This is a genomic window from Oribacterium sp. C9 (assembly GCF_002007235.1).
Classification (GTDB): domain Bacteria; phylum Bacillota; class Clostridia; order Lachnospirales; family Lachnospiraceae; genus Oribacterium.
Genome location: NZ_MUHW01000031.1, coordinates 1 through 26,027 on the forward strand (window position 1 = coordinate 1; position 26,027 = coordinate 26,027).

At 42.5% G+C, this 26,027-nt stretch carries 27 protein-coding genes; 3 read left to right on the forward strand and 24 right to left on the reverse strand.

Features of this window, described 5'->3' with window-relative positions; translation table 11 throughout:
* Positions 1-166 precede the first annotated feature (166 nt).
* The 6 genes from BXO88_RS14765 to BXO88_RS14790 form a co-directional block, all read right to left on the reverse strand.
* A complete protein-coding gene (locus BXO88_RS14765) occupies positions 167-1,672 on the reverse strand; it encodes a polyamine aminopropyltransferase (RefSeq protein ID WP_078038497.1) in 1,506 nt (501 codons plus the stop codon).
* A 25-nt stretch (positions 1,673-1,697) separates the two neighbouring features.
* The gene (locus BXO88_RS14770) at positions 1,698-2,114 is read right to left on the reverse strand and encodes a DUF350 domain-containing protein (protein ID WP_078038498.1); all 417 of its coding nucleotides are present in this window, start codon (positions 2,112-2,114) and stop codon (positions 1,698-1,700) included.
* 127 nt (positions 2,115-2,241) lie between these two features.
* Positions 2,242-3,330, reverse strand: coding sequence for a DUF4178 domain-containing protein (locus BXO88_RS14775; protein WP_168171735.1), 1,089 nt, complete (start codon positions 3,328-3,330; stop codon positions 2,242-2,244).
* Positions 3,331-3,364: 34 nt separating this feature from the next.
* On the reverse strand, positions 3,365-3,721 hold the full coding sequence (speD, locus tag BXO88_RS14780; RefSeq protein WP_078038500.1) for an adenosylmethionine decarboxylase: 357 nt from the start codon (positions 3,719-3,721) through the stop codon (positions 3,365-3,367).
* A 12-nt stretch (positions 3,722-3,733) separates the two neighbouring features.
* Entirely contained in the window at positions 3,734-4,045 is a 312-nt protein-coding gene (locus tag BXO88_RS14785; RefSeq protein ID WP_078038501.1) for a hypothetical protein, read from the reverse strand.
* A gap of 176 nt (positions 4,046-4,221) precedes the next feature.
* On the reverse strand, positions 4,222-7,599 hold the full coding sequence (locus BXO88_RS14790; protein ID WP_078038502.1) for an ATP-binding protein: 3,378 nt from the start codon (positions 7,597-7,599) through the stop codon (positions 4,222-4,224).
* A 253-nt stretch (positions 7,600-7,852) separates the two neighbouring features.
* On the opposite strand from BXO88_RS14790, the gene BXO88_RS14795 reads away from it, so the two are divergent.
* The 3 genes from BXO88_RS14795 to BXO88_RS14805 all read left to right on the forward strand — a co-directional run bounded on the left by BXO88_RS14795 (position 7,853) and on the right by BXO88_RS14805 (position 10,673).
* Entirely contained in the window at positions 7,853-8,032 is a 180-nt protein-coding gene (locus BXO88_RS14795) for a hypothetical protein (protein WP_078038503.1), read from the forward strand.
* Between the two features lie 74 nt (positions 8,033-8,106).
* The gene (locus BXO88_RS14800) at positions 8,107-9,516 is read left to right on the forward strand and encodes a mechanosensitive ion channel family protein (RefSeq protein ID WP_078038504.1); all 1,410 of its coding nucleotides are present in this window, start codon (positions 8,107-8,109) and stop codon (positions 9,514-9,516) included.
* Positions 9,517-9,608: 92 nt separating this feature from the next.
* Positions 9,609-10,673, forward strand: a complete 1,065-nt coding sequence (locus tag BXO88_RS14805; RefSeq protein WP_168171736.1) for a GTP pyrophosphokinase — start codon at positions 9,609-9,611, stop codon at positions 10,671-10,673.
* Positions 10,674-10,871: 198 nt separating this feature from the next.
* Here BXO88_RS14805 and BXO88_RS16980 read toward each other — a convergent pair whose 3' ends face one another.
* The 18 genes from BXO88_RS16980 to BXO88_RS14895 all read right to left on the reverse strand — a co-directional run bounded on the left by BXO88_RS16980 (position 10,872) and on the right by BXO88_RS14895 (position 25,932).
* On the reverse strand, positions 10,872-11,006 hold the full coding sequence (locus tag BXO88_RS16980; RefSeq protein WP_256363681.1) for a hypothetical protein: 135 nt from the start codon (positions 11,004-11,006) through the stop codon (positions 10,872-10,874).
* A 26-nt stretch (positions 11,007-11,032) separates the two neighbouring features.
* Complete coding sequence (locus BXO88_RS14815) at positions 11,033-11,398, reverse strand: ACT domain-containing protein (RefSeq protein ID WP_078038506.1); 366 nt, start codon at positions 11,396-11,398, stop codon at positions 11,033-11,035.
* Positions 11,399-11,427: 29 nt separating this feature from the next.
* Positions 11,428-11,904, reverse strand: a complete 477-nt coding sequence (locus BXO88_RS14820) for a pyridoxamine 5'-phosphate oxidase family protein (RefSeq protein ID WP_078038507.1) — start codon at positions 11,902-11,904, stop codon at positions 11,428-11,430.
* 332 nt (positions 11,905-12,236) lie between these two features.
* A complete protein-coding gene (locus BXO88_RS14825) occupies positions 12,237-13,421 on the reverse strand; it encodes a Mur ligase family protein (protein ID WP_078038508.1) in 1,185 nt (394 codons plus the stop codon).
* Entirely contained in the window at positions 13,418-15,229 is a 1,812-nt protein-coding gene (locus BXO88_RS14830; RefSeq protein ID WP_078038509.1) for an MATE family efflux transporter, read from the reverse strand. Before BXO88_RS14830 ends, BXO88_RS14825 begins: the two co-directional genes overlap by 4 nt.
* A 67-nt stretch (positions 15,230-15,296) precedes the next feature.
* Entirely contained in the window at positions 15,297-16,013 is a 717-nt protein-coding gene (locus tag BXO88_RS14835; protein ID WP_139355615.1) for a sulfite exporter TauE/SafE family protein, read from the reverse strand.
* Between the two features lie 294 nt (positions 16,014-16,307).
* Positions 16,308-17,510, reverse strand: a complete 1,203-nt coding sequence (locus BXO88_RS14840) for an IS110 family transposase (protein WP_078038520.1) — start codon at positions 17,508-17,510, stop codon at positions 16,308-16,310.
* A 461-nt stretch (positions 17,511-17,971) separates the two neighbouring features.
* Positions 17,972-19,090, reverse strand: coding sequence for a lipocalin-like domain-containing protein (locus tag BXO88_RS14845; RefSeq protein ID WP_078038510.1), 1,119 nt, complete (start codon positions 19,088-19,090; stop codon positions 17,972-17,974).
* 28 nt (positions 19,091-19,118) lie between these two features.
* Positions 19,119-19,259 carry a hypothetical protein gene (locus tag BXO88_RS16595; RefSeq protein ID WP_168171737.1) on the reverse strand — a complete coding sequence of 47 codons (141 nt, stop codon included), beginning with the start codon at positions 19,257-19,259 and terminating at the stop codon, positions 19,119-19,121.
* Positions 19,260-19,312: 53 nt separating this feature from the next.
* The gene (locus BXO88_RS14850) at positions 19,313-19,711 is read right to left on the reverse strand and encodes a hypothetical protein (protein WP_078038511.1); all 399 of its coding nucleotides are present in this window, start codon (positions 19,709-19,711) and stop codon (positions 19,313-19,315) included.
* A 149-nt stretch (positions 19,712-19,860) separates the two neighbouring features.
* Positions 19,861-20,409, reverse strand: coding sequence for a TetR/AcrR family transcriptional regulator C-terminal domain-containing protein (locus tag BXO88_RS14855; RefSeq protein WP_078038512.1), 549 nt, complete (start codon positions 20,407-20,409; stop codon positions 19,861-19,863).
* Positions 20,410-20,641: 232 nt separating this feature from the next.
* Complete coding sequence (locus BXO88_RS14865; protein WP_078038513.1) at positions 20,642-20,842, reverse strand: rubredoxin; 201 nt, start codon at positions 20,840-20,842, stop codon at positions 20,642-20,644.
* Positions 20,843-20,855: 13 nt separating this feature from the next.
* Complete coding sequence (locus BXO88_RS17010; RefSeq protein ID WP_139355616.1) at positions 20,856-21,797, reverse strand: MBL fold metallo-hydrolase; 942 nt, start codon at positions 21,795-21,797, stop codon at positions 20,856-20,858.
* Between the two features lie 2 nt (positions 21,798-21,799).
* Positions 21,800-22,249, reverse strand: coding sequence for a MarR family winged helix-turn-helix transcriptional regulator (locus tag BXO88_RS14875; protein WP_139355617.1), 450 nt, complete (start codon positions 22,247-22,249; stop codon positions 21,800-21,802).
* 96 nt (positions 22,250-22,345) lie between these two features.
* Complete coding sequence (locus tag BXO88_RS14880) at positions 22,346-22,528, reverse strand: transcriptional regulator (protein ID WP_078038515.1); 183 nt, start codon at positions 22,526-22,528, stop codon at positions 22,346-22,348.
* Positions 22,529-22,541: 13 nt separating this feature from the next.
* Entirely contained in the window at positions 22,542-22,991 is a 450-nt protein-coding gene (locus BXO88_RS14885; protein WP_078038516.1) for a ferritin-like domain-containing protein, read from the reverse strand.
* Between the two features lie 157 nt (positions 22,992-23,148).
* Positions 23,149-23,697: a TetR/AcrR family transcriptional regulator C-terminal domain-containing protein gene (locus BXO88_RS14890; RefSeq protein ID WP_078038517.1), complete on the reverse strand. Its 549-nt coding sequence runs from the start codon at positions 23,695-23,697 to the stop codon at positions 23,149-23,151.
* Positions 23,698-23,730: 33 nt separating this feature from the next.
* On the reverse strand, positions 23,731-25,932 hold the full coding sequence (locus BXO88_RS14895) for a M13 family metallopeptidase (RefSeq protein WP_078038518.1): 2,202 nt from the start codon (positions 25,930-25,932) through the stop codon (positions 23,731-23,733).
* Between the last annotated feature and the right edge of the window lie 95 nt (positions 25,933-26,027).

Sequence of the window (26,027 nt, forward strand, 5' to 3'; positions counted from 1 at the left end):
CGCCCCACGTGGACTTTCACCACAGACTGGCGGCATGCCCGCCATACAACAAAAAGCAGCAGACCATACTATGATCTGCTGCCGATGTTACACCGGAAATTTACGACTATTCTCCTTACAAATGAGCCATACAGAAAGCCATGGAGCTCCGGATCACGGTGCCGGATCAGCTCCACAGCTCCTCTGCCTTATTGTAGTACTCCATGAGTACAGGTTTAGTGAGTCGGTTTATATCTACGTCCGTATCAACCTCGTCCTTGCCGAATTTGAAAAGGGCGATGACATTATCATCTGTAATATACTTTGTCTCTACATCAAAAGAGATCTCTTCGGAAAGCTCTCTCTTGCTTGCCATGTTGAACCCCCAGTCTCCGAAGGCCGGAACCTCCATGTGATAAGGCTTTACATTGAAGCCCTCGCTCTCGATGGTCTTGTTGATGCACCAGAAAGCCTTGGTAGCATAATAGGGACTTGTAGACTGAACCACCAGAACGCCTGAATCTGTGAGACATCCTGAACACATCCTGTAGAAGATATTGGAATAAAGCTTATTCAGAACCTCCGTGTTTGGATCCGGAAGGTCCACGATTATCACATCGTACTGTTCCTTACATTCTTCAAGATACTCATATGCGTCCATGTTGTAGACATTGAGCTTATCAGAAAGAAGACTGTTTTCGTTAATGTCTGTGACGTTTACGTTTGTGCTGCAGATCCTGATCATCTCAGAATCCAGATCCACGAGATCTATCTTCTTTACTTCGGGATATTTAAGGACCTCTCTCACAGCAAGTCCGTCTCCTCCACCGAGTATAAGTATGTTTTCTCTTTTACTAACCTCGTTCATGGGAACATGGACCAGCGCCTCATGATAGCGGTATTCATCAGAAGTTGAGAACTGACAGTTCCCATCTATATAGAGCCTCACATCATCCCTGTGCTTTGTCATAACTATCTTCTGGTACTGCGTCTGCTCTATGAGAACCACCTTGTCTCTGTAAAGTCCGCTTTCTATGGATTCGGAGATATTGTCAGCCATAACCATGCCTATGAGCATAAAAAAGGAAAGAACCATGGCGAGGGAACGGAAGATCCTGATATGGTCTACTCTCTTTCCGAATCTCCACATGATGAGGAGTGCCGCAACTATATTCAGAAAACCGCATAAAAACGAAGTTGCAAAGTATCCGAGCTTCGGAAGCAGTATAAGCGGAAACGCGATAGAACCTATGAGACCGCCGATATAGTCGAAGCTGAATATGGATGAAAGCGTGACCTTCAGGTTATTTTCGTCCTGCTCGATGATCCTCGTCATAACAGGGATCTCAGCACCGGCAAAGGCTCCTATGATGATTATCTCGAGATACATCACCAGTGCATAATTGGAAATATAGATATTGGCAAGGAAAAGAACAAGGGAGCTGATGCCGCCGATGACTCCTATTCCCAGCTCGATGGTCACGAAAATGTTGAAAAGGTTGTTGGAAAAATATTTGGAAATGTAGGAACCCAGTCCCAGTGAAGCCATATAGAGACCGATGGTCACAGAATACTGGAGGGTACTGTTTCCCAAAAGGTAAGAACTTACTGCGCTGATAATAAGCTCATAACACATAGAACACCCTGAGATTATCAGGGTGGTCAGCATCAGAAGTCTGTACTTTTTACTCATTAAAAACGTGTTCCTTTCAATAAGATCACTGGATCACGCCGCTTACTATAAAAGCGACTCCCATGAAGATTCCGAAGATCATGATGCCGGCGGCCTCATTCTTCTTACCGAGCTCAACGCCGAAATTAAATCTGGTGTTCACGAGATCAACTATGAAATAGCCTATCATGAGGGCTACCACTCCGATTCCGGCAAATTCAACAGTACTGATGACTCCGTGAAGAAGATCATGAGCCTCTGACACTTCAAATGAAATGATGGCTGAACGGATGATGAAGCCGAGACTCGCATATATTCCTGCCGATACCCAGCCCACTGCCTTGTTGCCATCCGTGATCTCCTTTGGAAAATCAACCGGGATAAGAAGATCTATGATGAAATATGCGATCATCATAACCAAAAGTCCAACTGCAAGATAAACTAAAGTTTCAAGTGCTACCATTTTATTTCCCTCCGATCAATCGAGTATGCAAATGTTATCAAATTTTACAGATCCTCCGGTTCTCTATGACATCATATATACGTGATCTAAATGTCATGATCCGGGATTTATCAGGTCCATCCGTATATCACTTTCCTCCGCTCAGTCCGCCGCCGGATGAATTTCTGGCATTAATACTGCTCTGTCTGACTGATGAAGAATAGCTGTCGAAATACCCGTTTCCTATATTGTGAATGGTGTCTCCACTGTAGGTCTTGTACGCGGATGGCATCTTACTGAAGGACGACGAATCCTTAGCGTAGCTGGAGCTGTAATAGTGGCTTCTGTACCAGTGAGTCGTAATTCCCGAGCTCTTGTACGGCGAGTTATCCGATGTATAATTATACTTTCTGTCTGATACCTGAATAAAGATCTCATCAGGCTTATCCTCAGGATGGTAAATGAGGCAGTATTCCTTTTTGGTGACTATGGCAATGTCTCCATCATGCTCCTCATCCTTTTGCGTGACAGACTCGGTATTTCCATCTATACCTTCTATTATGTCCCTTGCCGTATCGTCCGTTGTGGCGATAGGCATTATGTTTTTATATACATCTGCCTTCTGATTTTCATTTCCGGTGATCGATGTGACATAGCTGAATCGGGTATCCTCCTTCAGATATTTACTTATGGACTTATTTCCGACTCCGGTGCCTGAAAGCGTGATCACCAGGATAGTGATAAATGTGATTATCACCGATATGAAGGCTATCGTCGAACCGAAGATGCCGGCTCCTCCTATAGCTTTGGGAGCCTCATAACCCACAACCTTTATATCCTCAAGCTCGATATATTCACCTCTCGAATACTCGGTTCCGTCATCCCATATCTCCGTTGAAAGGATATTATCCTCCGATGCGTCTTCAAACTCTATGAAATCTGCCGCATCTCCGTTTTCTACATCAACATCTCCGCTGCAGGCCACTACAACCTGATGTCCCTTGTCCACTTCATGCCACTCGGGTCCGATCTTTCCGCGGACGTTGTTGGCAGCCCGGGAAATAGAATACTCCTTGTAATAATCATCCATGGACAGCCATCTTTCGCCGTCCTTTGTTCTCAATCTGTATTCGACCCAGGTCTTGTTACCGTCTTTTGTATTCTTGTATCTGATCAAACCGATAACACGGGCATCCTGCCCCTTTATCTTCAGTATAGACCCTACTCTTATATCCATTTCATACCCCTGCATAAGCCATCCGGCTCCCCGATCATCCGGTTACTTCCGCATCACCCCGGCTTATGTCCCTTTCGATTACTTTTATCTTTACTTCTTTTGCCTGAAACAATTCCCTTAGCTTATCTTTGATTCCATCCACCACAGTATCGGTACATGAAAAAATGTCTATGGCGGCATAGCCGTATTCCGGCCAGGTGTGGACCGAAAAATGGGATGTGGTTATAACAGCAAAATAAGTAACTCCTATGGGTTCAAACTCGTGGATGCACTCCTCCACTATCTCAGCCCCCACATATCTGATCGCTGTATGGGCAGCCTCTTTAATTGCTTCCGGATCATCGATGATCTCACTGCAACCGTAAAGATCCGCCACAAGCTGCTTTGCCATTTGATATCTCCTTTATTCTTTATCTTTGTGAAGAGTCGCGTAATCATCCCTTGATTCTTCTCTCGGTGCCCCACACTTCTTGCAGAATTTTGCATCCGATCTGTTGTAGGAATCACAGTATTCACAGAGCCAGTCCGGGCTGTCGGTTGTTTTTTTCACCTGCTCTTGTGTAAGGGTCGCTTCTTCTAAATCATCAGGCAGATAAAATTCTGTATCAATGCCTCTGGATTTACCGCAATTCGGGCATGTGGCATATCTTGCTCTGATAGCTCTTGAGCCGCAGAACACACAGTCCCATAGCCCTTCGATTCTTTTCTGTTCCATAAAAGACCTCCGTGGGGCACACCAATTCTATACTCAGTACCTGTATCATCAAAAATATGAAAAAAGCACCTTCATGATTTTATAAAGAGCTTATAAAAAAATCAAGCAGACCGGGACTCCGGTCTGCCTGATTGTATTTACGATTTATATCTTTTTTTCTTAAATATACATGTCCATCAGGAATCCCTCATTTCCCTTTCCCAGATGAGCTCTTCCAGAGTCTGATAAAGCTGTTCCGGTTCAACTGGTTTCGATAAATGAGCGTTCATACCGACCTGAAGGGATCGCTGAACATCTTCGTCGAAGGCATTGGCAGTCATGGCTATGATAGGGATAGTCTTTGCATCCTCCCTCGTCATGGACCTGATAGCCTCAGTTGCTTCCAGACCGTCCATTTCCGGCATGCGTACATCCATAAGAATGGCATCATAGTAATCGACCGGACTCTTCTCAAACATAGACAAAAGGAGCTTTCCGTTTTCAGCATGATCTATAAGGGCTTCACGGGACATGATTATCTGCTTGATGATCTCAGCATTGATAAAAACATCCTCTGCCATAAGGATATGACGCCCCTTCAGATCCGCACGCTTCTTCTCTGCTGCGTCAACATGATCCGCAGAAGTGCCATGACGCTGGCTGTTGTTCAGTGTGACTGCAACCACAAATTCTGTACCAACTCCTTTTTCCGACTCCACGGAGATCGTTCCGTTCATGAGCTCGACTATATTCTTTGTAATGGCCATACCGAGACCGGTACTTCCATACTTGTTGTTCCTGCCACTGTCCTCCTGTGCAAAGGCGTCAAAGACCTTCGGTATGAAGGATTTATCCATGCCTATCCCGGTATCCTTTACCCTGAATCGCATCGTGGTGTGATCGCCGAAAACAGCGGTGCGTTCTATAGTGAGGGTGACATCACCCGGTGCCTCGGTAAACTTTATGGCATTTGACAATATGTTGATGAGCACCTGCTTCAGCTTCATGTCGTCACCGATATAGTAATCACTGACTTCTCCCACTACCCTGCACTCATAGTGCAGTCCCTTTTCACTGCACTGCGACATGACCATGGTGTTTATCTGCTCAAGCATGTTGCTGAAAGAAAACTCTTCTTTACGCATTATGAGCCTACCGGCTTCTATACGGCTCATATCCAGGATATCATTGATAAGTCCCAGAAGATGACGGGCACTTCCTCCGATTTTTTCCAGATACTCTCTGGTCTCATCTGAGAGGGATTCATTTTGAAGTGCCAGACTGTCGAGACCTATGATGGCATTCATAGGCGTTCTGATCTCATGGCTCATGCTGGACAGGAATGCCGTCTTTGCTTTATTTGCCTCCTCAGCTGCAGTCAGAGCCTCACCCAGAGCCTGATTTTTTGCCATGGCTTCACGTATCTCGGTATCTATGACGGTGAGACCAAGACCAACTGCATGAACTATATGATCATCGCGGTTCTCAGCATGACGTACGCCTGCCATACGTATCATTTCGTAATACTCCCTGCCGTCGCGCTGGGCCAGATATCTATAGACGATTATGAGTTCCTTTGCCAATGCCTCTCTAACATGCTCAGGATCGATGAATTTCAGGAAACCTTCCCTGTAGCTTTCGGCAACAGAATGTTCGGCATACCAGGAAAAACGTTCATAATAAGGAAAATGTATGCCTTCCGGTGTCTGCTCATGATCCGTGGGATCCGCTCTGTAGCAGACGGCATCATTCTTATCGAGATCCACATGATAAACACAGCGGTAATCGGAAGCCAGTGCCGTGATCATCCTGTCCTGCTGCTCCCGTCTCTTCTGCTGCTCCAGCAGCTCCTCCTGAAGAGCGATACGGTCTTCGAGCTCCTGCTGCTTGGTCCGCTGAGTTTCAGCGAGAACAGCATTTGCCTTTTCCAGCTCCTTTCTGGCTATCTCTTTATTCTGCATCTCACGTTTAGTTCTGCTTTTATCCCGGATAAGAAAAACGATAGTCAGAGCAGCAACGAAAAGAGCGATACTTACAAAGAGAGCCATATTGTCCCGAAGAACATCCACGAAATCATATGAGGAAAGTCCATCAGTATAACGATAGGAAATATTCTGGGCATAATCACTTCCCAGTATATTTATCCCTCTGTTAAGAAGCTTGAGCAGTCCTTCATTACCGATCTCCACTCCAAAGCAGCGGTCATCGTTGTAGCTTGACTGCCTGTTGGACAGATTTTCATACTTCCTGTTTTTGAGTATCTCATTCGCACGTAGACCATTCAGTGTGGTGCATCCCACATCACCTGAAAGCACCGCTGACAGGCTTTCATAAACGGACGGATAGAATACTATCTCTGCATCCGGATAGTTCGTCTTCACATAATAGTACTGCATGCGGTTGTTTTCATTAACAGCAAAACGTTCTGTAGTATTTTCTGTAAATTCTCCTTTATAGATTATGGCTGTTGGTGATGAAACAACAGCATTGGACTGATAGATCCCGCTCTCCTCAGAATAGTAGAGACCACCTCCAACAGGAAATGCAACATCTATGGCTCCCGTGCTTATATCTGAGATCAGATCATCATAGCTTTTGTACCCCGTGAAGCTTACCTTTATATCCGGTATGCCGAGTGCACTTAGGATCGCCGGCACCATATCCCTGATAACTCCCGTAACATTTCCCGATTCATCTGTATCACTGTATGGAAGATAGTTTTCCAGATAACCTACCTTCAGCTCCGTGTGTGAGTTCATCCACTCATGCTCCGCCTGTGAAAATGCCCTCGCCGTAACACTTATGGAATAGTACTTGGCACTGAGATTATTGAGATAATTCGGCTCATCTGCTGCCAGCATCATCTGGGCGGTATTTAACTCAGACAGGAGATCCGGTCTTTTAATGCTTACACAGAGATAATATTCTGACGAACCGAAGGCGGTAAGTACTTCGGCATGATCTCTTCCATGGGCACCATCACTCTCTGCAGCCAGTATATCAACCGCCTTTGAGTCAAAGGCTTGAAAAAGAGCAGTGTGGTCACTGTATGTCACTACTTCAGCATTGACATGATGATCATACAGGTACTTATCGAGAACACTGACCATGGCACTGTCCAGGACTCCTATCCTGCATCCGTTCATGGTGGCAGGATCTGCGGTGATATCATCATCAGTATCATGCTTCACAAGATAGTATGACTCATTTCCCATGATATCCTCAGGATAAGCTATCAGTGATGCTCTTTCCTCCCTGAAGGCAAGCCCCGCCAGAAGATCTATATCTCCATCCAGAAGCATCTGATAGAGTTCACCAAAGCCACCATAAACATATTCATATTTCCATCCTGTGTACTCAGACAGCTTGTGATAGTACTCATAGGCATAGCCTGTTTTTACAGCTCCCTCTCTGGCCCCCTCCTGAAAGACTTCATTTTCATAGTATCCGACACGGACAGGCTCATTTGTCCTTTCATCCCCATAGGTTACGAAAGAGTATAAAATGAACAGCAAAAAAACAAACAATATCTCACAGCATAATTTATGCATACAACCATCTGTCCTATGAGTCATATTGTTTCCTCCCCGGTTCGTATCATCAGTTATCCTTCCAGTTTTTTCGACATCACTTTAATCCTACATAAGCATCCACCATCAATATATACAAAACTCAGAGAACAAAAAAGTGCATTTACAACAAATCTATGATGAAAACGGTTTATCACAGCTATTAAGTAGCATTTATATATAGAAATACTCTTAAAAAGTGTGCTAAAATGTACTTAGTTGTTAATTGTGAAATACCGGTAATCAAGGAGGTGCTTTTATGGCAGATTACAACATTGGAGATCTGGTAGCTTACGAAAAAGAGACCAAAGAGTGGAAAATCATCAAGATCGAGATCGTTGAAGGTAAGCATTCGGATAATATCTTATATACACTCAAGAAAGTCCGCGGACAGGATCTGGGCAGGAAGGTTACCTTAGATAAAGATGATCTCTTATGACATGATTTAAAGCTGGGGATTTTTCCTCAGCTTTTTTATCATCGGATTCACAAAGATCTTCACAGAGGGTGGCTATGAGTAAAGAACAATCAATCCAAATTCTACTAACTATATTAATAGGGGCAGCTGCTTTTGGACTTTCGCTTGTTATGTTCAAGCATATTAGAAAGCGAACAACTGCGCTACATGTCAGGTTTCTTGGACAGCTAGTAAAAGTATTGATAGTTTTGACCTGTATCTTTCGAATCTATACAATACTGAATCCCGACAATGATATTCACAGGCTGCTTCTTGGAAGTTCTGCTCTTATCGTTGCTGTAATCGGTTTTGCATCACAGCCTGTTATCGCTGACCTCATATGCGGATTTCTGATCAGTATCAACAAGCCCTTTGAACTTGGAGACCGTATCATCATAGACGGTTATGAAGCAGGTATAGTTGAAGATATCACTCTGAGACACACCGTACTGCAAATATATGACGGAATCAGAATCATCGTGCCAAACAGTCAGCTGAATTCCAAAGTCGTATATAACACAAGCTATAAAAAGGATACACGAAGTGTACATCTTCAGTTTTCTGTAAGCTTCGATACGGATGTTCAAAAGGCTATGGATATCATCAGAGACTGCGTTGCTGCAAGTCCCTACACTCAGGGAGTTGTCCGACATAATATCGATGAAGATTCCGGTCCTGTGTATTTCCTGAAATTTGCAGACAGCGCCATCATACTTGAGACCACTTTGCAGCTCAGCAGAGTAGTAAGCTCATATGTAGCAACCACAGATATCAATCTAAGAGTTTTAAAGGCATTTCGACAGAACAACATCGAAATACCTTATAATTATATCAATATCATTGATAAGCATGTAGAAGCTGTTCAATCTGTGCCTGCCGCAGAAAAAACAGATAAGCCCCAAAAACAGATACAGGTTTCATCTTCACCGAGACTCCGTCATTTCAGAACAGACACTATACATTTTTCAGATTCATCAGATCCGGTCGTTTCAGCTCTTCACTTGGCAGTCATCTTTGCCAAAAGAGAGCGTATCGACAATCGCTCTTCCTCTCAGATACAGCTTTTAGTGGAAGAATCTGTAAATATGTTCAAAGATATGCTGCTTCAGTATAATGCAGGTATGTATATCGAAGGAAGCGGACAGGTCTGCAGAATTCATATACATATCCCTATAAAGGTTGATTTCAAACAGTATCATGTTTTGGCAAGTCTGTCAGACAAAGTGAAAGATGAAACAAAATCCGGACTGTACTATAAGTTACAGGATGTTATCTATAATGGCGTAAAGAATCTTCAGCAAAGCAAAAATAAAGAGTTTCTTTGGTCCATCAAAGATATGGGAAATAAAGAAAAATTTTCACAGGAAGAAATCAGTAAATCCATCCTGTTGTCCATCAGTGACGATATAAGAGTTACTGTTACACACTACTATACAGAAATTGTGTTAGTAAAAAAGTTCACCTGACGGTGAACTTTTTTCTTTCATTAACGGTATGTCGTCTTTTAATGTATAATGGACATATATGAGTATATATGCGCATTATAGTGGAGATACAAATGAGCACGACAAAAAATTCCAATCAAAAAATAAATGAACTGTTAGAAAAATACTCAGCACTGGCTCCGATTATCGATGAACGCATTCGAAGTGCTTTAAGCGGCATAAATCACTCTGCTTTATATGATATCACCCACAGGATCAAGACGGTCAAATCAATAAAAGGGAAGATGGAACGAAAACCGGATAAGTATCATGATGCATCTGAACTTCGCGATATACTCGGTTTTCGTATCATCTGCTTTTTTGAGGAAGATATCGATGTGATTGCCGAGAAAATTGCCGGGGCATTTCGTGTTGACCGTAAGCATTCAAAAGATAAAAGAAGTCTTATAGATCCTACTTCCTTTGGATACCTCTCACTCCACTACATCATCGCACTGCCGGATGACGAAGCATTCCCTGAAGAGCTCCGTCATTTATGGTTTGAAGTTCAGATCCGTACCATACTTCAGCATGTATGGGCAGAAATAGAACACGATCTTGGCTACAAATCAGAATTCGGCACACCTCGTGAGGTTCGCAGAAATTTTTCAAAAGCAGCCAGTCTTCTGGAAACCGCTGATGATCTTTTCAGCAATATCAAGAAGCGCCTCGTAGATTATAAAAAGGAAGTTATCAGAAGTATAGAGAATGATCAGGCTGAAAATCTATATCTGGACGCTATCACTATCACCGAGTTCACTTCAAGAAGCAGAACATATCAGAATTTTCTGAGAGAAATTGCATCCATTACCGGTGCCACGATCAACGATGCGAATCCCGAATCACAGTTGGCGCAGCTTGACTTTCTGGGCATACATACATTGGGCGCCCTTGTTGAAATGATAGACAGAGAACATGATACAGCTCTCAGAATTGCGCAGGAAAAGCTTAGTGACTCAGGACTGGAGGAACTGTCATCCACAGTTCCCTACTACTATCTTTACAGAGCTGTGCTTATAAACAACGGATGCAGTCCGGAAAGAATAAAAGAGTTTCTCTCACTCACATTAAGAGATGAAAACAACATCGAAAGAAATGCTCAGTGGATACTTGATGCCCGCTCAGAACAGCAGCGTTAATTTAAAATAATAGCTGCAGCTTCCGTTTTGTGATCATAAAGATCCAGACTGAAGCTGCAGCATTAAATTTATCTACCTAAAACCAAAAATTTTTAAACAAAATTATTTTGACCCATAACCCCCTGCTATTACTGGCTCTGTAAGGTTTTGTTCATTTTAAATAAAATCTACAAAACAGTAATATACACCTATACAATATTATGAGTCTGCGATATACGTAAAGTCTCCGACTATTATATTCGGATCCTTTATTGTCGGTTTTACATAGATCTCTTTATCATATCCGGCTATCGGGTGGATCACATTGGGATCCGGGTACTTTCCGTTTTTCATAGTTGAACACCTCTGCAAATCCCGATTTATGCTACTGTATATCCTTCAGAAGCCAAGATTTTCATAGCCTTCTCAAAGTTTTCTTCCTTCACAAGGATATAATCTGTGTTGTATGTTGAAACCGCGAAGATACCGATTTTATGTTCAGCAAGAATGCCTGATAGTTTTGACAAAATACCAATCAGGGAGAAATCCAGCGTTCCCTGGATACGAAAACCTTTCCATCCATCATCACGCTCAATTGTGCCAGCCGGAGTATCCTCCGTTTTACATACTAAAGATATTTCTTCATCTGTTTTTCCCACAAAATAAAACTCAGATGACATATCAATATCCAAAACATCATGTACTTTGCAAACAGTTAGATCCTGCTCTATTCTTTTCAGCTCCATTTGATTATTTCTCCTTCCTGTTCAGCTTCCTATGATTCATTAACCAGCTTACCCGTCATATGCTCAGGAATTAACCCCAAGCACTGAACATTACGGAAAGAATTCTTTATCTCCTGCTCCAGATAAGCCTGATCATCGGTAAACTTCCTGGTAAGTTCAGAGCAGATCCGAAGAGCGACCTCCTCATCTTCTACCAAATGAATTCTTCCAAATGTGATCACACTTGTTATGTTCAGAGCCCAATCGCCTTCCTTGCGGTAGCCTTCATTATAAACACAGTAGCTTGCCTTATCGCAGGCCTTGATTGCATCTATCTTATGCCCTTCCTTTGCTCCGTGGAAATAGATTTTTCCATCATCTTCGCAATACCAATGATCAATCGGGATTCCATATGGATATCCATCATCTCCTATCAGAGAAAGAACCCCTCTCTTAGTACTCTTTAATATCTCTATGCATTCAGCCTCAGAGATCTGCTGCTTAAATCTTCTCATTTTTCTAAACATTGTAAACACCTCAATCTTTCGCCAAAATCTTAAGTCCCGCTATTCCAACTACAGTCAGGATAACACAGATAACCTGCGGAACAGACAATTTCTCATGAAAATCCATCTCATATAAATCTACATCCAAAACTAAAAAACGCCATTCCCTTACCTGCTAAGACCTAACGGTAAAGGAATGACGTAAATCCCACTACTCGGTAGCAATGGGCGTCTGTTATATTTGATTGAATTGATGATACGATAATTGCTCTGTGGCGTCAATATTATCTTGCGATATATCTTCCAATCAGTTATCCCGACAAACTGCCGATTTGTTTAAATATGCTAATGTATCATTCTTCCCAGAATGCTTTAGTATAGTTTTGAGCGGCGAGCAGTTTATTGAGTCGCAGCATCCCTTCATAGCCGACGATGGCGAGTATGGTCTGCTCTGACGTCTTTAACAGCTGTACTATCTGCTCATTGGACAAGATTTGGGGGTCGGATCTGCATATACAGTTATTTCTGATGATCCGTTCCATAACATCCGCATATTCTCCAAATATGTAAACCTTGTCAGCATGGCTTAATTGACGATATACCTCCGGATTCAGATCTTCCAGCCAGACAAAATCCGGCTGATAATCATAGCATAGCACAAGAATGCTCCTTGAAATTGATTCGGCAAGTTCAGAACAAATCTGTTCCAAGGCAATTTGATTCTTTGCGAGAACAACCTTGATTTTCGATTTCGGAAGTGCAATATTGTCACAACGACCGAATGGCAGTTTATAGTCGCAAAAACAACTGAAACAATCTGTGGCAAGCATGTCCAGGGCATACATGGCTGACGCAGCCGATGCAACATTTTCAAGATTGTATTTCATAGGAATATCTACCATCATCTCATGGATACCCCCATCGATCTCAACAGCATGCTCAGATAAAAGTCGATATGAGACCAGTTTTGTTCCATGATAGGTCCCGACAAAACTGTCATAGTAATTCATGTCCCTATTCAAGCACAGAGTACAGTCCGTCAAAGCTGAAATAACCCGGATAATCTCCTGCGCCGTATGATCCACACTGATCAGTCTTTCTACCTGGTCTTGATATAGGTTCGTAAGCACCAGTACTTCCGGTCTCAACAGCTTCGTCATGGAAAGCAAAAACAACTCGTCACATTCTATCACCGCAAAATCGTAGTCTAATTCTCCCTCCGGATTACAGTGAAGTCCGAATGCAGTAGCGATGCCTTCAGTTTTATTGGCACCCTCCCTGTTGGAAAATACACGGAATCCCTTTGCACGGAGCATATGGACAATCATGCTTGCAGTTGTGGTTTTACCGTTTGTGCCGCCAACCATTATAGTCCTGACATTTCCGCTTATTTTCTCAAGAAAATCCGGACATTTTTGCAGGATATATTCTCCCGGAAGTACTGTTCCGCCGCACCCGGCCTGATTTTGTTTTTTACGTATTTCTTTTGCCTTTTGGATGATGTCTGGCAATGACACAGAAGGCACTCCCTCCATCATTGTGCTGAATTCCTCCTTGAATGTTCTTGATTTACATTTATATGGATCGTCAGCACATTCAATCCCAGAATATTCTGGTATTCGAAGCTCTCTGCCATATTATGTACAAGACGTATACCCACACCTTTAGTGCAATCAGAAGGATCAAGGAATTCCAGTCGTTCCAGCGGATCAAACGGGATACAGTCATCCTTGATTCTCAGAATCACCTCGTCGTTCTTATGAACAATTCGAATGTCAACAGAATGGTTTTTTCGATCCTTTGTGAATCCATGTTTTACGACATTTGCCGCCATTTCTTCCAAAAACAGTCCCGAGAAAAAAGCGGTCCTCTTGTCAATTCCCCGTTTATGACAGAAATCAGTAACCTGCTGAGAAACCATGACAACTTCGTCTATGCTTCGCACGGTAATATCTATCCGCGCGTCCTCTGTGACACCAAAATCATCGGGAACGGCCATGAGCTGCTCCAGATTCTTGGGAAATGTTTTTCGGATAATAAGTGAATAAAGTACGATCACAATGACACAGACGATACCGTTAAGGGGATAGGCCCAGTACACACCGCTCATTCCCATAGGCCTAATCAGAATCGCAGAGAAAAAAGCCACACATACAACTCCCTCCAGCAATGCCAGAATATGACTCAATACATCTTTTCCGGAGGTCTGCGCATAACAGGAGAATTGCATACGAAAAACGCTCAATGGAAGAAGCAGGGGAAGGATGCGAAATCCCATAACTGTCAAATCAAAGACCGGATCGGACTGATCGCGATAAAACAGCCGGGTCAGGGGTACAGCCAGTATTATCATAAACACCGAAATGAAGGAAATCAGCGGTATGCAGCGAAACAGTCCAACACGCATTACATCAACAAGAGTTTTTCTATCTTCCTCACCGATGCTGACACTCATCAACATACGGGCTACCTGTATCATTCCAAAGGGAATTGTTCCGACTATAAGCATTACCACCTGAGTTGCCGCAAATGCTGACAATCCAACTGACCCGACATACATTACGATAAGCGAGTTCAGAATAAAACCGAGCACTGCCTGATATCCATCGATCACCGCACTTGGGAAGCCGGTTTTTATGATCTGCCATGCGTCATGAAACTTTAAACCTGAGAAATTGATCTTATAAAGAGTTTCTCCGGAGACATAAGGCTTCAGTTCAATCAGCAGAAAAATCCACATACCTATAGAAGGTGCCAGTCCAAGGCCAAATTCGCCCAGCCTGAATACAGACACAAACAGATAATATAATGAAAGGCTGACGAACAAAAAAACCACACTTGCAACTGTTGTGTACTTGGCTTTGTTTTCAAGACACAGGAACGCGGTAAACTGCTGACTCATAAGATATGGGAAAATGCCAATGACTATGCCGGGAATGTATCGATTCAACGCTTGTTGCACGGCCACATCGGGTGTCAGAAACCTGCCCATATCAAACAGGACTGCAGACAAAAGAAAAATGATCGTCAGGATTGATAATACAGTCGTTATCAGGATATCAACAGTAAAGATCTTCTTGGTTTCTTCAATTTCATTTCTTCCCATGAATTTGCCGCAAATAATCTGAGATCCGATGACAAACATCAGGCTTATTGCGATTAAAAATGTGTCAAAAGGAGAATATAATCCAAGTGCGCTCATGGCGTCTGTTCCAATATAATTACTTGCAAACAGTCCGGAGAGAATATCATTAATCGAAGAAAGAACTATGAGTAAAATCTGATACGGAAGCAGTCGGAAAAACTGCCTTGTCAGAAGTCGATAGTCTGTAAGATTACTTTTCATTAACTTATGCCTCTTGATATGTATGTGCTGCTTCTGATAAATCTGAAGTTGTCGATGTCTTTTAACACTACAAATTCATTCCAACTAAAAATAAACCTGATATTACCAAAAGAACTATAACAATCTTTTTTACAATTCTTTCATCCAAGACTTTTGAACTCTTCATTCCAGCAAACAATCCAATAATCATGAACGGAATAAGGGTTGCTGCTTGTTTCAATGAATCAAGCGTAAATACTCCAAGCAAATAATATGTAAAAATTCTTACTGTATTTTCAACAATAAAAACCGCGCTTATATTGGCTTTAAATTCATCCGTTGTAGTAGTCACTCGCCCAACATAGGCAGCAAGCAACGCTCCTATCCCAAACAATCCACATAAGATGCCAGATAGTACGCCAATGATGCACAATATAATATTTGAATCCTTTGCATTTGTACATTGATATTCTCTAAAAAATATTTCAACAGCAATAAGAATAACAACGATTCCAAAGAACACTTTTAAATATTTAACATCAACACTCTTTAAAAGTATTGCCCCAGGGATACTACCACCTAGAACCAACAATGCTAAAGGAATATAGACTTTTTTATCAAGTTTTTTACGATTATTCCAAGTCAATATTAGATTTGTCGGGCATCCAAGTAATAATTCCACTGGAGATATATTAACGTTTGCCACTCCAAATCCTAAAATAGATGTAAAGACTAGTGTATTTGCAAAACCACAAAGTCCCTTTATAAAAAAAGCACATAGCGTGGCAATTATCCACAAAGTCAAACAATAATCCCCCCTTATAAACCGCGATTTATCGATTTCATATGCAAATAATCATACTACAATCCTTGGTACAAGCACAAACTGATATTGACTTATATCTTTAATAAATATATAGTCAGAAAAAGGAAGCAACCAGTCTGATTGCTCCCTCATAAATCTAAATTATCATAGAATACCCATATTTACAGCCTGCAAATAAAAAGTCAACATATCTTTTCATTAATTATTTCATGATTTTGCGCATCAAAATAAAAGTCACCATACAACTGCCGACTTATATTTAAAATTTGAACTTTATTGATTGTTATTAAGATATTCTTTTACTTTCCCGTAGTACACCCTTAGAAATTTGTTTGCACCCGCAGTCATATAGACATAGTAAGTTTTTCCTTGAGCTCGTTTTTTGTCAATAAACTGATACACTGTATCTTCAATCGGAGTAGTTTTCACTAGGATATCCATTACCTGAAACAACGTTTTTCTTAATTCAGCAGAACCTCGCTTAGTCGTAGGAACACTTTGTTGGGTATATGTACCAGATTCATTAACACCAGGATCAACACCAGCATAAGCAGTTAGAGCGCCTTTATGAGAAAATCTTGTGATGTCACCTATCTCAGCTATTAACTGAGGTCCTAATGAAGGCCCCACGCCTTTCATTTGCATTACAACGTGATATTCTGGGAGTTTTGAAGCTGTTTCTCTCATAAGTTCTCGTAATTCTTCGACAGTTTTTGAGGTACCATTTAACAAATCGATAGCCTGATGAATAATCATCTTTGAGATTCCGTCTTTTGCTAAAACTGGAACTAAATCCTTAGAATACATATAGATTTTCTCTGCTTTGGACGCACTAAAGTTATACTTATGCTTGCTGCACCAATTTTTATAGTGCGTAATAAAATTGCTTAGAGACATTTTTTTAACGCAATCAACATGCCAATAAGTATCCACAAAATCCACCCATTTTTGACTACCATCATTTCTAGCAGGACTATTAAAAAAGTCATTTGCGCCAGGATATGTTTGCTCTAATAATCCGATTAGATTATTTTTCATCGCAGTTCTATGCTTCATCGCAAATCCGAACTGTCGATTCATGGTTTTTAGTTGACTGCGAATACCGTCCAGCGAATTATAGGCTGTCAGATTATTCCACTTATCCAGCGTATATCTTGCTATTTTAATGGAATCAGCTTTATCGCTTTTGATTTTTCTAAGAGATTCGTTATCAAAATCTTTTATTAATTTTGGATTAATAACACTTACAAAAATACTAGCATCAGTTAGTGCTTGGGCTAAGCTTTCATAGTATCGTCCGGTATATTCCATGACAACACGTGATTCGCCCTCAATAGATTTGATCATAGAAATTAAAGAATTGATTTCACTAGATGTGTGCTTGATTTCAAATGGTTTGGCAACTATTTCTCCAAACGGCCGTAAGATAGTAACTGTGCTTTTACCTTTAGAAACATCAATACCTACTGCATTCATAACATCTGCCACTCCTTTTAATTTTTTAGCAATGAATACCATCAGCTTTACTCATTGCCTATTCAATCTACTGTGGTGTGACACGAATGCGCCAATTTGACGATTCAACCTGCATAAAACGAACGCTGTGAATGAGGAGCTGATTATCAGTCTGTAAAGCGGTCGCGAGGACCAAGAAAAAGAATCCGATATATCTATTGCTCCTTACATTCTAACAGCTTAAGCAATAAGAAGGTTAACTCCCTACTGGATGTAGAGTAATTAGCCTTAAACTTATTGTAGTAGAAAAAATTTCAAACTCTCCCCTGTTTCCCATATTGCAATGCTCAAAGGGGTGAAAAGGGGTGAAGGGGAGTGAAGCCCTCAAAAGGGGGTGAAATTCCCATGAGAAAAGCGCCTCCTCCGTAGAAGAGACGCTTCTCAATACCATAAGTTGAAAGTTGGATAGCCAATGATCTCTTTTATTTCTGCCTCGGTCCGTAAGGATAGTTCTGCATTGCACGAATATCAATGGACTCGTTTACGGACGCGCCGACAATCTCTCCAGTCTCGTCGTTGCGCAGCTTGCCCAGGCCCTCGTAGATGGCGTAGCTGTCAAACACCTGATTCTGGAACTCAACACGCATATTAGGGAATTGCAGGAACTCTTCATTGCTAAGCGGCTTTACCGTATAGTGGCGGCTGCCCTCGATTTCAATGGGGAACTCATAACTCCAGCCCCACGAATTCCAGGTTTTGGCCAGCGGTGCCTTGCAGTAGCCGTTCTGCTTGATGACCACGTTATCGAAATACTGAACATTGCCATTGGCATCGCGGTAAAAAGCTTCCTGATGTCCACTCCAGAAATTGTAAAGGTGCATAGTCGCACCATTGTCAAAGCGGAAGGAAGACCACTCCCAATAGGTGTTGATGAAATCTCCCCACTGGCGATCCACCCAGGAACGTCCATAAACTTCGAATTCGCGGGTCACATTACCGTCGGCATCCTTCAGATAAACCTTTCCGGTCATCGGGCAGTTGGTCAGGGAATAATAGAAACTGAACTCGTCCACATCGCCCTGCTGAATCATACCCTCATGGCCTAAGCTGTCCTTGTGCCAGATACCGTCATTGCAATTCTGAAGCTTCAGGTCAAACTTCAGCTCCGGAGCGTCCACAAGGACGTGCATCTCATCGCCAACATAATCCCAGTGGATGATATAGGGCTTCTCATCCGGAGTCTGCCCATCCAGCAGAAGGTTGTTCTTCTCATCGTCGAACATGGCAGGCTCAGGCAGGATCGCGGCACCGGCAGGACTGATAGTGCGCTCGTTGGCATAGTCGGACAGAGTAGCTGTAAGAGCCACTGAGCGCATCCCATCGGGCAACGTCTGGCCGATCATGCGCTTCTGCATAATTGCGCCATTGTGGTCGATCATGCCGATGTAGAGAAAATAGGGATTGCCCTGAGCATCGTGCAGGTTTCCGGTGACATACCACCACTCGAAGGAACGTTCGCTCTGACGGGCATGGGGAGCCCACTCCTCCTGGAAGGAACGCTTGGTTTCGGGATGCATGGTATCGTAACTAAGAATCTTCATGATTTTCTCCTCCTTAAAAAATTGTTTTTTACTTAATCTTCAGCCAGTTGTCAACATCAGCCGCCCACATAGCCTTATAGAGTGGGGCAACCTCTGCGGCAGACTTGGCCTTTCTCCCTGTAAGTTCCTCTACCGCATGGGAAGGAACATTCATCAGGCCGGTCTTCACAGCCAGCTCGTTCGTGTACATACAACGTAACGCATATATACACCTCCCTATACTTAATTAACCGTTTCATAAGAGATAAGAAAAGCGGAGCGTAGCGACTGAAAGGCTGTATCCAGCAGATATTCCAGACACAACAACTCAGCTTCTTCCTTCGCCTCCTTGCTGTCCATCCCCTCACTCTGGAGCAAGGGAACGATATCCGGTATGGTGTCCTGGCTCATCATATGAAACAACTCCAGTTCTACGCCAGCAATGCTCCGTAATGCTTCATTGCGTCCATTCAGGCTTTCTTCTTGCAGGCGCTCCATAAATTCAGCAGACTGCTGTCTCTCCCTGCAATAAAACCTTTCCCTCTCTTCTTCAGAACATGATGATAAAACAGTCTGTGCTGCCGTACATTGCTGCAGAATCAGGGAAAGTCCCGTGCCAATCTGCTCTGCATACTTCATCATTCTCACCTCCTTTATGTTCCGATGGGCAAAGTATATACTGCGTAACATGCTTTTGGAATTTGCAATCTCCATCTTCTGTCATGACAAAAAAGCGGAAGTGTCAACCTGTTATAGGTTGCCGCTTCCGCTTTATATACACAAAGCCGTATTTAATTATCGAAGACCATCATTTCCCCCCTGAATATGCGATACAGCTGATCGGCCAAACAATCAATCTCCAGCGGCTGATTATGCTCGATCTGCTCCAGCACATGACCAAGCAGTCCATAGGAGAAAAAGGAAAAAAGGAAATCTATATCGGGCATGAGCGTAGCATATGTTTTGGGCTCCTTCTTCTTCAGTACCGTCTGCATGGTTTCGGCAATTCCATGGGCTACGTACCGCTGGAAGTCTTTACTGTGGGAAGTATCTTCCAGGCGCTTGACCAATCTGCGATTCTCTTCAATCATCACGAGGAAAAGTCGTATGGCCGTTCTGGGGTCATCCACATCGCTACATTTTCGCGTAGTATCCACTAAAATGCTGTGTAGTATATACTCCACCACATCGATGATATCCTTAAAATGATAGTAAAACGTCTGTCGGGAAAGACCACACGCATCAATCAGCATTTTTACGGTTATCTTATCACCAGGCGTTTTTTGCAATAGTAGTACATATGTATCAGATATATACTGTTTCTTGTTCGCTGCTTCCATTCTTTTCATCTCCGTTTATCAATTTACACTTAGCCAGCATCTCAAGCATGTGGATGCGGATCTTATCAGAATCATTATCAAGATCGGCGCAGACGATACACAGGCCATCCGGTGTCAGTATCCAGCCATGCAGCCTGTCGGTCTGGTACTACTGATATTTCTTATATACCTTATTTAATATCTGCTTCATGAAAGACCTCCGATCATTACATGAAACTTGATTTTGACGAGATCATTCTTCTATTTTACTAAACTTCTCTTTTTTGCGCTTACATCTCGGGCAGCGCCAGTCGTCGGGAAGATCTTCAAACTGTGTTCCTACCGGGATATCATGTTTCGGATCGCCTTTTGCAGGATCATAAACGTAGCCGCATGGACACTTATAACGTCCGCCGCCCAGACTTACTGCACCCTGCTTATCATTCTCTGCCATCTTGATTTCCTCCTTATGCCTTATTGAACTTTTCCTTCGGTTGCTTGCAGCGCGGGCATCTCCAGTCATCCGGAAGATCTTCGAAAGCTACTCCGTCGTGTTCTGCGGGATCATAAACGTAGCCGCAGACAGAGCAGACATATTTTCCGCTTGCTTCCTGAGCAGAGAAATCAACTTCAGCAAATACTGTAGGTACCGGATTATCAAGATCCATCACACGCTTTGCTTCGAGACTCTCATACCCCTGCGGCGTATGTGTTCCGCAATAAACCGTGGGGTGATTGCAGACGAAATCACGGACACGGTCAAGCGTCTCTCGTGCTGCAACTACATCATCAAACACGACAGAAAGCTTGTTTTCATACAATGCTTCGTCCATATAGGTGATATCTCCGTGAAGCATGTAGAACAGACCGCCCCCTTCCGCGATTATGATACTGTTACCGTTTGTGTGGCCTTTTGCCTTGATGAAATAAACCCCATCTGCGATTCTTTGGCTCTCCGGAAAGTTGTAATATGCTCCATCAGTAAAAGTTACCGGAACGATGTTTTCAAGTCCTTTCAGTTCGTCTGCGCCAACCTCATCCGCATTAACATAGATCTTTGCATTCGGGAAAGACTTAAGCTCACCTGAATGATCATTATGCTTATGTGTCAGGAGGATCTTCGTCACCTGTTCGGGCTTATATCCCAGAGCCTTGAAAGCCTCCATGTAGCTGCAGATGTCTTTCCCTGTAAAGATAGGACTGTTTTCATCCGGCACTTCCTCGGGTGTTCCTGCCGGCAATCCGGTGTCAACAAGGATAACCTCTTCTCCGGTATCGATCAGATAGTTCTGCAGACTGCCGCGATAGCGTATATTCTTATCAAATTTTTCCACACCCTCTTCTCCGCCAAAGATAAATGGCTGCGTATAAAACCCGTCTTTCCTGAATTTTACTGCTTTGATCTCCATGTTCATACCTCCATTTTTATGATCGCCTTATCCAGCAATTTCTTTAGTAATCGCTGCTCTTCCTTCGTAAGGTTCAGGCATCCTTCCATTTCACAGGGTACTCTTATCGCCTGATCCTTAAGGGCTTCACCCGCATTTGTCAGTTCAATAAATAGCTTATTTTCATTCGTTTCCGGCCGGTTTCGAGTGATGTACCCCTGTTTCTCCATCCTTTTCAAAAGTGGCGCCAGAGTTCCCGAGTCGAGATGTACTTTCTTCCCTATCTCTCCCTCTGTCATACCTCCGAATTCCCAAAGCACCATCATCACGACATATTGGGTATAGGTTAGTCCCAGTCTCTCCAGTGGTTTTCTGTACTGTCTGATGACTTCCTTGGAACAGGCATACAACGGAAAGCAAATCTGGTTTTCCAACCGGATGCAGTCATATTTATTGTGCTTATTTCTCTCCACACTAGACCTCTCTATTGTCACATAACGGTATCTAATAAAAAAACCGGCACGCCTCAAGCAATCAGAGGTATGCCGGTCAGTAAGGCATTTTTGCCGTTATTTTTCAGCCGGCTCCCATTTACACCTTACGGGTGACACAATAGAGCCTTCTTTTTTCATCTCTGCAAAAGCCTTATCAACAACCTTACGATCCAGTCCGGTCAGTTCAGCAACCTTACCTGCATTTAAAGGTTCTCCTGCTTTTTTCATGGCTTCTAATATCTTTTCCTTCTCACTCATTGCAATCCCTCCTTTACTCACCGAGCATCTCGATTAGATAATTCTCCATACCAATCTGTTCGATCAGGCAGAGGTGACCTTTGACCCAGTTATAGTGATCCTGTTCATCGAGAATAAACTCTTCGATCATATGTCTGGTTACATAATCGTCATCAAACAGGGCAAGTGCCTTACTCATCTCCGGAAGTGCCTCGGCAGAATCCTTGAGGTCACATTCCAACATTTCCTTGATATCTTTGATCACAGGATACTCCTGTAGCTCAACAACGGGAGTCTCACCAAGTTCGATCAGGCGGGCATTTACTTTCTTTGCCTCCTCCCATTCCTCATCGGATTCAGCCATGATCTTGTCTGCCAGCTTGTTCAAACCACGTGCCTTTAAAAGCTGCGCATGAATAGAATGCTGCTGTGAATTGCCAAACCACCCCTTTGACAGGGTCTTCAAAAACTCAATTTTAGTCATCGCTACCTACCTCCGTTATTCGTTATATTAATTGTGATTGTACGCTTTATTATTGTGTGCAACTACTGATTATAATTTTATACACGAAGGCAGAATTTTCAATTTAGAATACCCCTTCAATCTCTTACAATGAGATGATTACCTCAATTTCTCTCATTTACAAGAGATATTTTTTTAAAGGCTCCGGAACCGACTGCTCATAGACATCCGCGATTTCTTCCGGCGTCGTATCGATCTGTCCCATGATCCACTCGCAAGCAAGATCTACGGTTCCGTGACAATATACTTTTACATACATCATCTCCTCATGGGTTAGCTTCCGGTTTCCGTTGACAGAGAGAATATACTTTTCCAGAATGTCGCAATTGATCTCAGTCATGTATCTTAGAAATGAATCGTGCCCCGAAGTATTCTGAAGCAGATTTTCCAGATAGTCCCTGTTCTCATAATACAAACATGCTCCGTCATAAAGCGTCTGTTTCCATTGATAATCTCTCGAACCGGTCTGGGATACAATATCAACAACTGCTCTGGAATGTTCCCATGCTATGAGATCATATTTATCCTTAAAATGCCGATAAAAGGTTGCCGGTGAATACCCACAATTGTCAACTATTTCTTGTATTGTGATCTTATCAATATCTTTCCTCGCCGCAAGCTCCTGAAAGGATTCTGTTAAGATTTCTTTTGCAGTTTTTCGTTTCATTAACTTTATCCTTTTTCAGAAAAACCAGTTAAATCACCAGACATTTATACGATTTTCAGGGGCCAGATACATTCCGTCGCCTTCCTTTACATCAAAGGTTTCTATGAACTCATCATAGTTCTGTACTGGAATGTTACATCTATAGCATTCAACAGGATGTGTATTTGTAGCAATATAGAACTGCTCCGCCGCATCATAACGGGAATTCTTTTGAATTGTCGCAATCTGTTTAAAGAACATTTCATAGTCAAAATCCTGTTGTTTATTTGCTATACCAAGCAGACATTTAACTGATGCAAGATCGGCTATGGCTTCTCCGTGTATCTGATTAGCGCCAATATCACCATATGGTTCATCAGAGATTTCCGGTGCAGGAACAAGTGCCGCATAATAAGCATCCAGTTTAGCTACGCGCTCTTTGAACTTTGCCTTATCTTCTTCCTGCCACCAGTCTGCCAGGTTTCCATTCTTGTCATAATATGCACCTGTGGTGTCAAAAGCATGACTTATCTCATGTCCCACAACCATACAAAGACCGCCAAGTTTTTTCTCAAGTGGCCAATCAGGATCATAATAATCACCTCCGCAGATTGCTGCATAAATATTTATAGAATTCTCTGACGCAACATACGCTGCTCCAAGTTCACTACAGCTATTTAAATCTGACCAATAGGTTCCATCATTTTGTAATGTAAGCCACTTTATCTTTCTGTTAAGGTCATACTTCTTCGACTGTCTGTAAGCATCAAAAAGTGTTCCACCCTCTTCTGCAGACTTAATATCTAATGTTCCGACATCAAGGAATTTATCAGGATAGCATATATCAAGCTTGATATTATCCAACTTTTCTATGGCTACTTTCTTGGTTTCATCCGAGAGCCAGTCTTCTGCCTGAAGCATTTCTCTATACTCGTCGATCATCATCTTTGTTAGTTCCATTACCTGAGGTTTTATGTCCGGATCAACGCAGTAGTTTGCGTAGACCTCATCAACCTGAGGCTTTGCAAGACTCTGTATAGCTTCCATCGCATAAATCTGATCATCTTTTACTGAGTCAGTACCGGTAACAGGGGCACTGAACTTAGCTATAGCTTCATAGGTATCGCGGTCAAGATAATCAGAAACATCAATTGCAGTATGTACCAGAGTCCACGCCTTCAGTTCTTCCAGGTTTTCCTCTGTATACAGCTTGTCATATTCATCTACTATGTCCACATAATAGATACGAACAGATGAATCCTTCATATCATAGCCAAGTCCCTCATAGATGCTGTTAAATGGAATATTCGTATATCTTTCATCAAGTTCTTTGGAAGTAAGAACAGTAGCCATGGCTTCTGGTCCCATCTCTTGTACTTTAGTCTCCATAGCCTTCTTTGCCGGAACGAGCTTTAATTCAAAAGCAATGCAAAGATCTGTAAGTTCCTTTGATTTCTCTTCATCATATCCGGCTTTCTGAAGTATATATTCTGATGTCTGTCTTACAAACTTGATAAAATCACTGTCATTTCCTGTATCTGCTCCCTCATAATAATCAGCAAGAGGAGCAAACATCCTGGCTGTCGCTATGATAAGAATATTATTAAGAGCATCCATTTCATTAGCTGATACCATATCCTCTGTCATAGGATTCATGGTAATATTTCGCTCTTTATCTGAATAAAACTTAGTCAACTCGTCAATAGAAGAAATCGACAGGATGTCTTCAGCAACCTTCTTGAATTCTTCATATTCGGTCTTTTCACGGGTATCCCAATCCAGTAAAAGCTGATAGAGGTTCTGAAGAGATGTAAGATTCTTATCATCCTTCTTCTCTCCTGTGATGACCTTGATCTTTGCTTCATTTACACGCGCTGTTTGCTCTGTTCTGGATGACGCCTCGGATTCTCCATCAGCAATCTTTACATTTTCAGCCCATTCGCGATTTACATATGCCGCAAAGTCGTCCTGAGGACGAATTTCTCCTACTCCCTCAAAAACTCCGTATATTCCGGAATCCATCCACTTGTTTCCCGGACGGTCTGCTGTGACCTCACCATTTGCTGTGGATGTTTCTGCTGAAGTGTCAGCCATCGATACAGGTTCTTGTCTTGCAGTGCTCTCAGCCTCAGAGCCCTGCTGTTCATTATCACTATCAACTGTTGCCATGGTTGGTGATGAACTTCCACACCCTGTAAAGATTGTGCTCGCTGCCATGGTCAATGCCAAAAAGCTACTAATCAGTTTTCTTTTCATTAATATTCTCCTAAACCATATGATGTGAGTGTAAAAAGTAGGTTATTCGTCAAAAATAGTGGGTAACCATTGATTCTTTTTCGGAAGTTTAGTTG

What these genes read in the sequence shown, in the direction of transcription:
- BXO88_RS14765 (WP_078038497.1), bottom strand. Translation starts at nt 1,672, where the DNA reads ATGAGTAAAAAGTACAGACTTCTGATGCTGACCACCCTGATAATCTCA.
- BXO88_RS14770 (WP_078038498.1), bottom strand. Translation starts at nt 2,114, where the DNA reads ATGGTAGCACTTGAAACTTTAGTTTATCTTGCAGTTGGACTTTTGGTT.
- BXO88_RS14775 (WP_168171735.1), bottom strand. Translation starts at nt 3,330, where the DNA reads ATGGATATAAGAGTAGGGTCTATACTGAAGATAAAGGGGCAGGATGCC.
- speD (WP_078038500.1), bottom strand. Translation starts at nt 3,721, where the DNA reads ATGGCAAAGCAGCTTGTGGCGGATCTTTACGGTTGCAGTGAGATCATC.
- BXO88_RS14785 (WP_078038501.1), bottom strand. Translation starts at nt 4,045, where the DNA reads ATGGAACAGAAAAGAATCGAAGGGCTATGGGACTGTGTGTTCTGCGGC.
- BXO88_RS14790 (WP_078038502.1), bottom strand. Translation starts at nt 7,599, where the DNA reads ATGACTCATAGGACAGATGGTTGTATGCATAAATTATGCTGTGAGATA.
- BXO88_RS14795 (WP_078038503.1), top strand. Translation starts at nt 7,853, where the DNA reads ATGGCAGATTACAACATTGGAGATCTGGTAGCTTACGAAAAAGAGACC.
- BXO88_RS14800 (WP_078038504.1), top strand. Translation starts at nt 8,107, where the DNA reads ATGAGTAAAGAACAATCAATCCAAATTCTACTAACTATATTAATAGGG.
- BXO88_RS14805 (WP_168171736.1), top strand. Translation starts at nt 9,609, where the DNA reads ATGAGCACGACAAAAAATTCCAATCAAAAAATAAATGAACTGTTAGAA.
- BXO88_RS16980 (WP_256363681.1), bottom strand. Translation starts at nt 11,006, where the DNA reads ATGAAAAACGGAAAGTACCCGGATCCCAATGTGATCCACCCGATAGCC.
- BXO88_RS14815 (WP_078038506.1), bottom strand. Translation starts at nt 11,398, where the DNA reads ATGGAGCTGAAAAGAATAGAGCAGGATCTAACTGTTTGCAAAGTACAT.
- BXO88_RS14820 (WP_078038507.1), bottom strand. Translation starts at nt 11,904, where the DNA reads ATGTTTAGAAAAATGAGAAGATTTAAGCAGCAGATCTCTGAGGCTGAA.
- BXO88_RS14825 (WP_078038508.1), bottom strand. Translation starts at nt 13,421, where the DNA reads ATGATGGAGGGAGTGCCTTCTGTGTCATTGCCAGACATCATCCAAAAG.
- BXO88_RS14830 (WP_078038509.1), bottom strand. Translation starts at nt 15,229, where the DNA reads ATGAAAAGTAATCTTACAGACTATCGACTTCTGACAAGGCAGTTTTTC.
- BXO88_RS14840 (WP_078038520.1), bottom strand. Translation starts at nt 17,510, where the DNA reads ATGAATGCAGTAGGTATTGATGTTTCTAAAGGTAAAAGCACAGTTACT.
- BXO88_RS14845 (WP_078038510.1), bottom strand. Translation starts at nt 19,090, where the DNA reads ATGAAGATTCTTAGTTACGATACCATGCATCCCGAAACCAAGCGTTCC.
- BXO88_RS14850 (WP_078038511.1), bottom strand. Translation starts at nt 19,711, where the DNA reads ATGATGAAGTATGCAGAGCAGATTGGCACGGGACTTTCCCTGATTCTG.
- BXO88_RS14855 (WP_078038512.1), bottom strand. Translation starts at nt 20,409, where the DNA reads ATGGAAGCAGCGAACAAGAAACAGTATATATCTGATACATATGTACTA.
- BXO88_RS14865 (WP_078038513.1), bottom strand. Translation starts at nt 20,842, where the DNA reads ATGGCAGAGAATGATAAGCAGGGTGCAGTAAGTCTGGGCGGCGGACGT.
- BXO88_RS17010 (WP_139355616.1), bottom strand. Translation starts at nt 21,797, where the DNA reads ATGGAGATCAAAGCAGTAAAATTCAGGAAAGACGGGTTTTATACGCAG.
- BXO88_RS14880 (WP_078038515.1), bottom strand. Translation starts at nt 22,528, where the DNA reads ATGAGTGAGAAGGAAAAGATATTAGAAGCCATGAAAAAAGCAGGAGAA.
- BXO88_RS14885 (WP_078038516.1), bottom strand. Translation starts at nt 22,991, where the DNA reads ATGACTAAAATTGAGTTTTTGAAGACCCTGTCAAAGGGGTGGTTTGGC.
- BXO88_RS14890 (WP_078038517.1), bottom strand. Translation starts at nt 23,697, where the DNA reads ATGAAACGAAAAACTGCAAAAGAAATCTTAACAGAATCCTTTCAGGAG.
- BXO88_RS14895 (WP_078038518.1), bottom strand. Translation starts at nt 25,932, where the DNA reads ATGAAAAGAAAACTGATTAGTAGCTTTTTGGCATTGACCATGGCAGCG.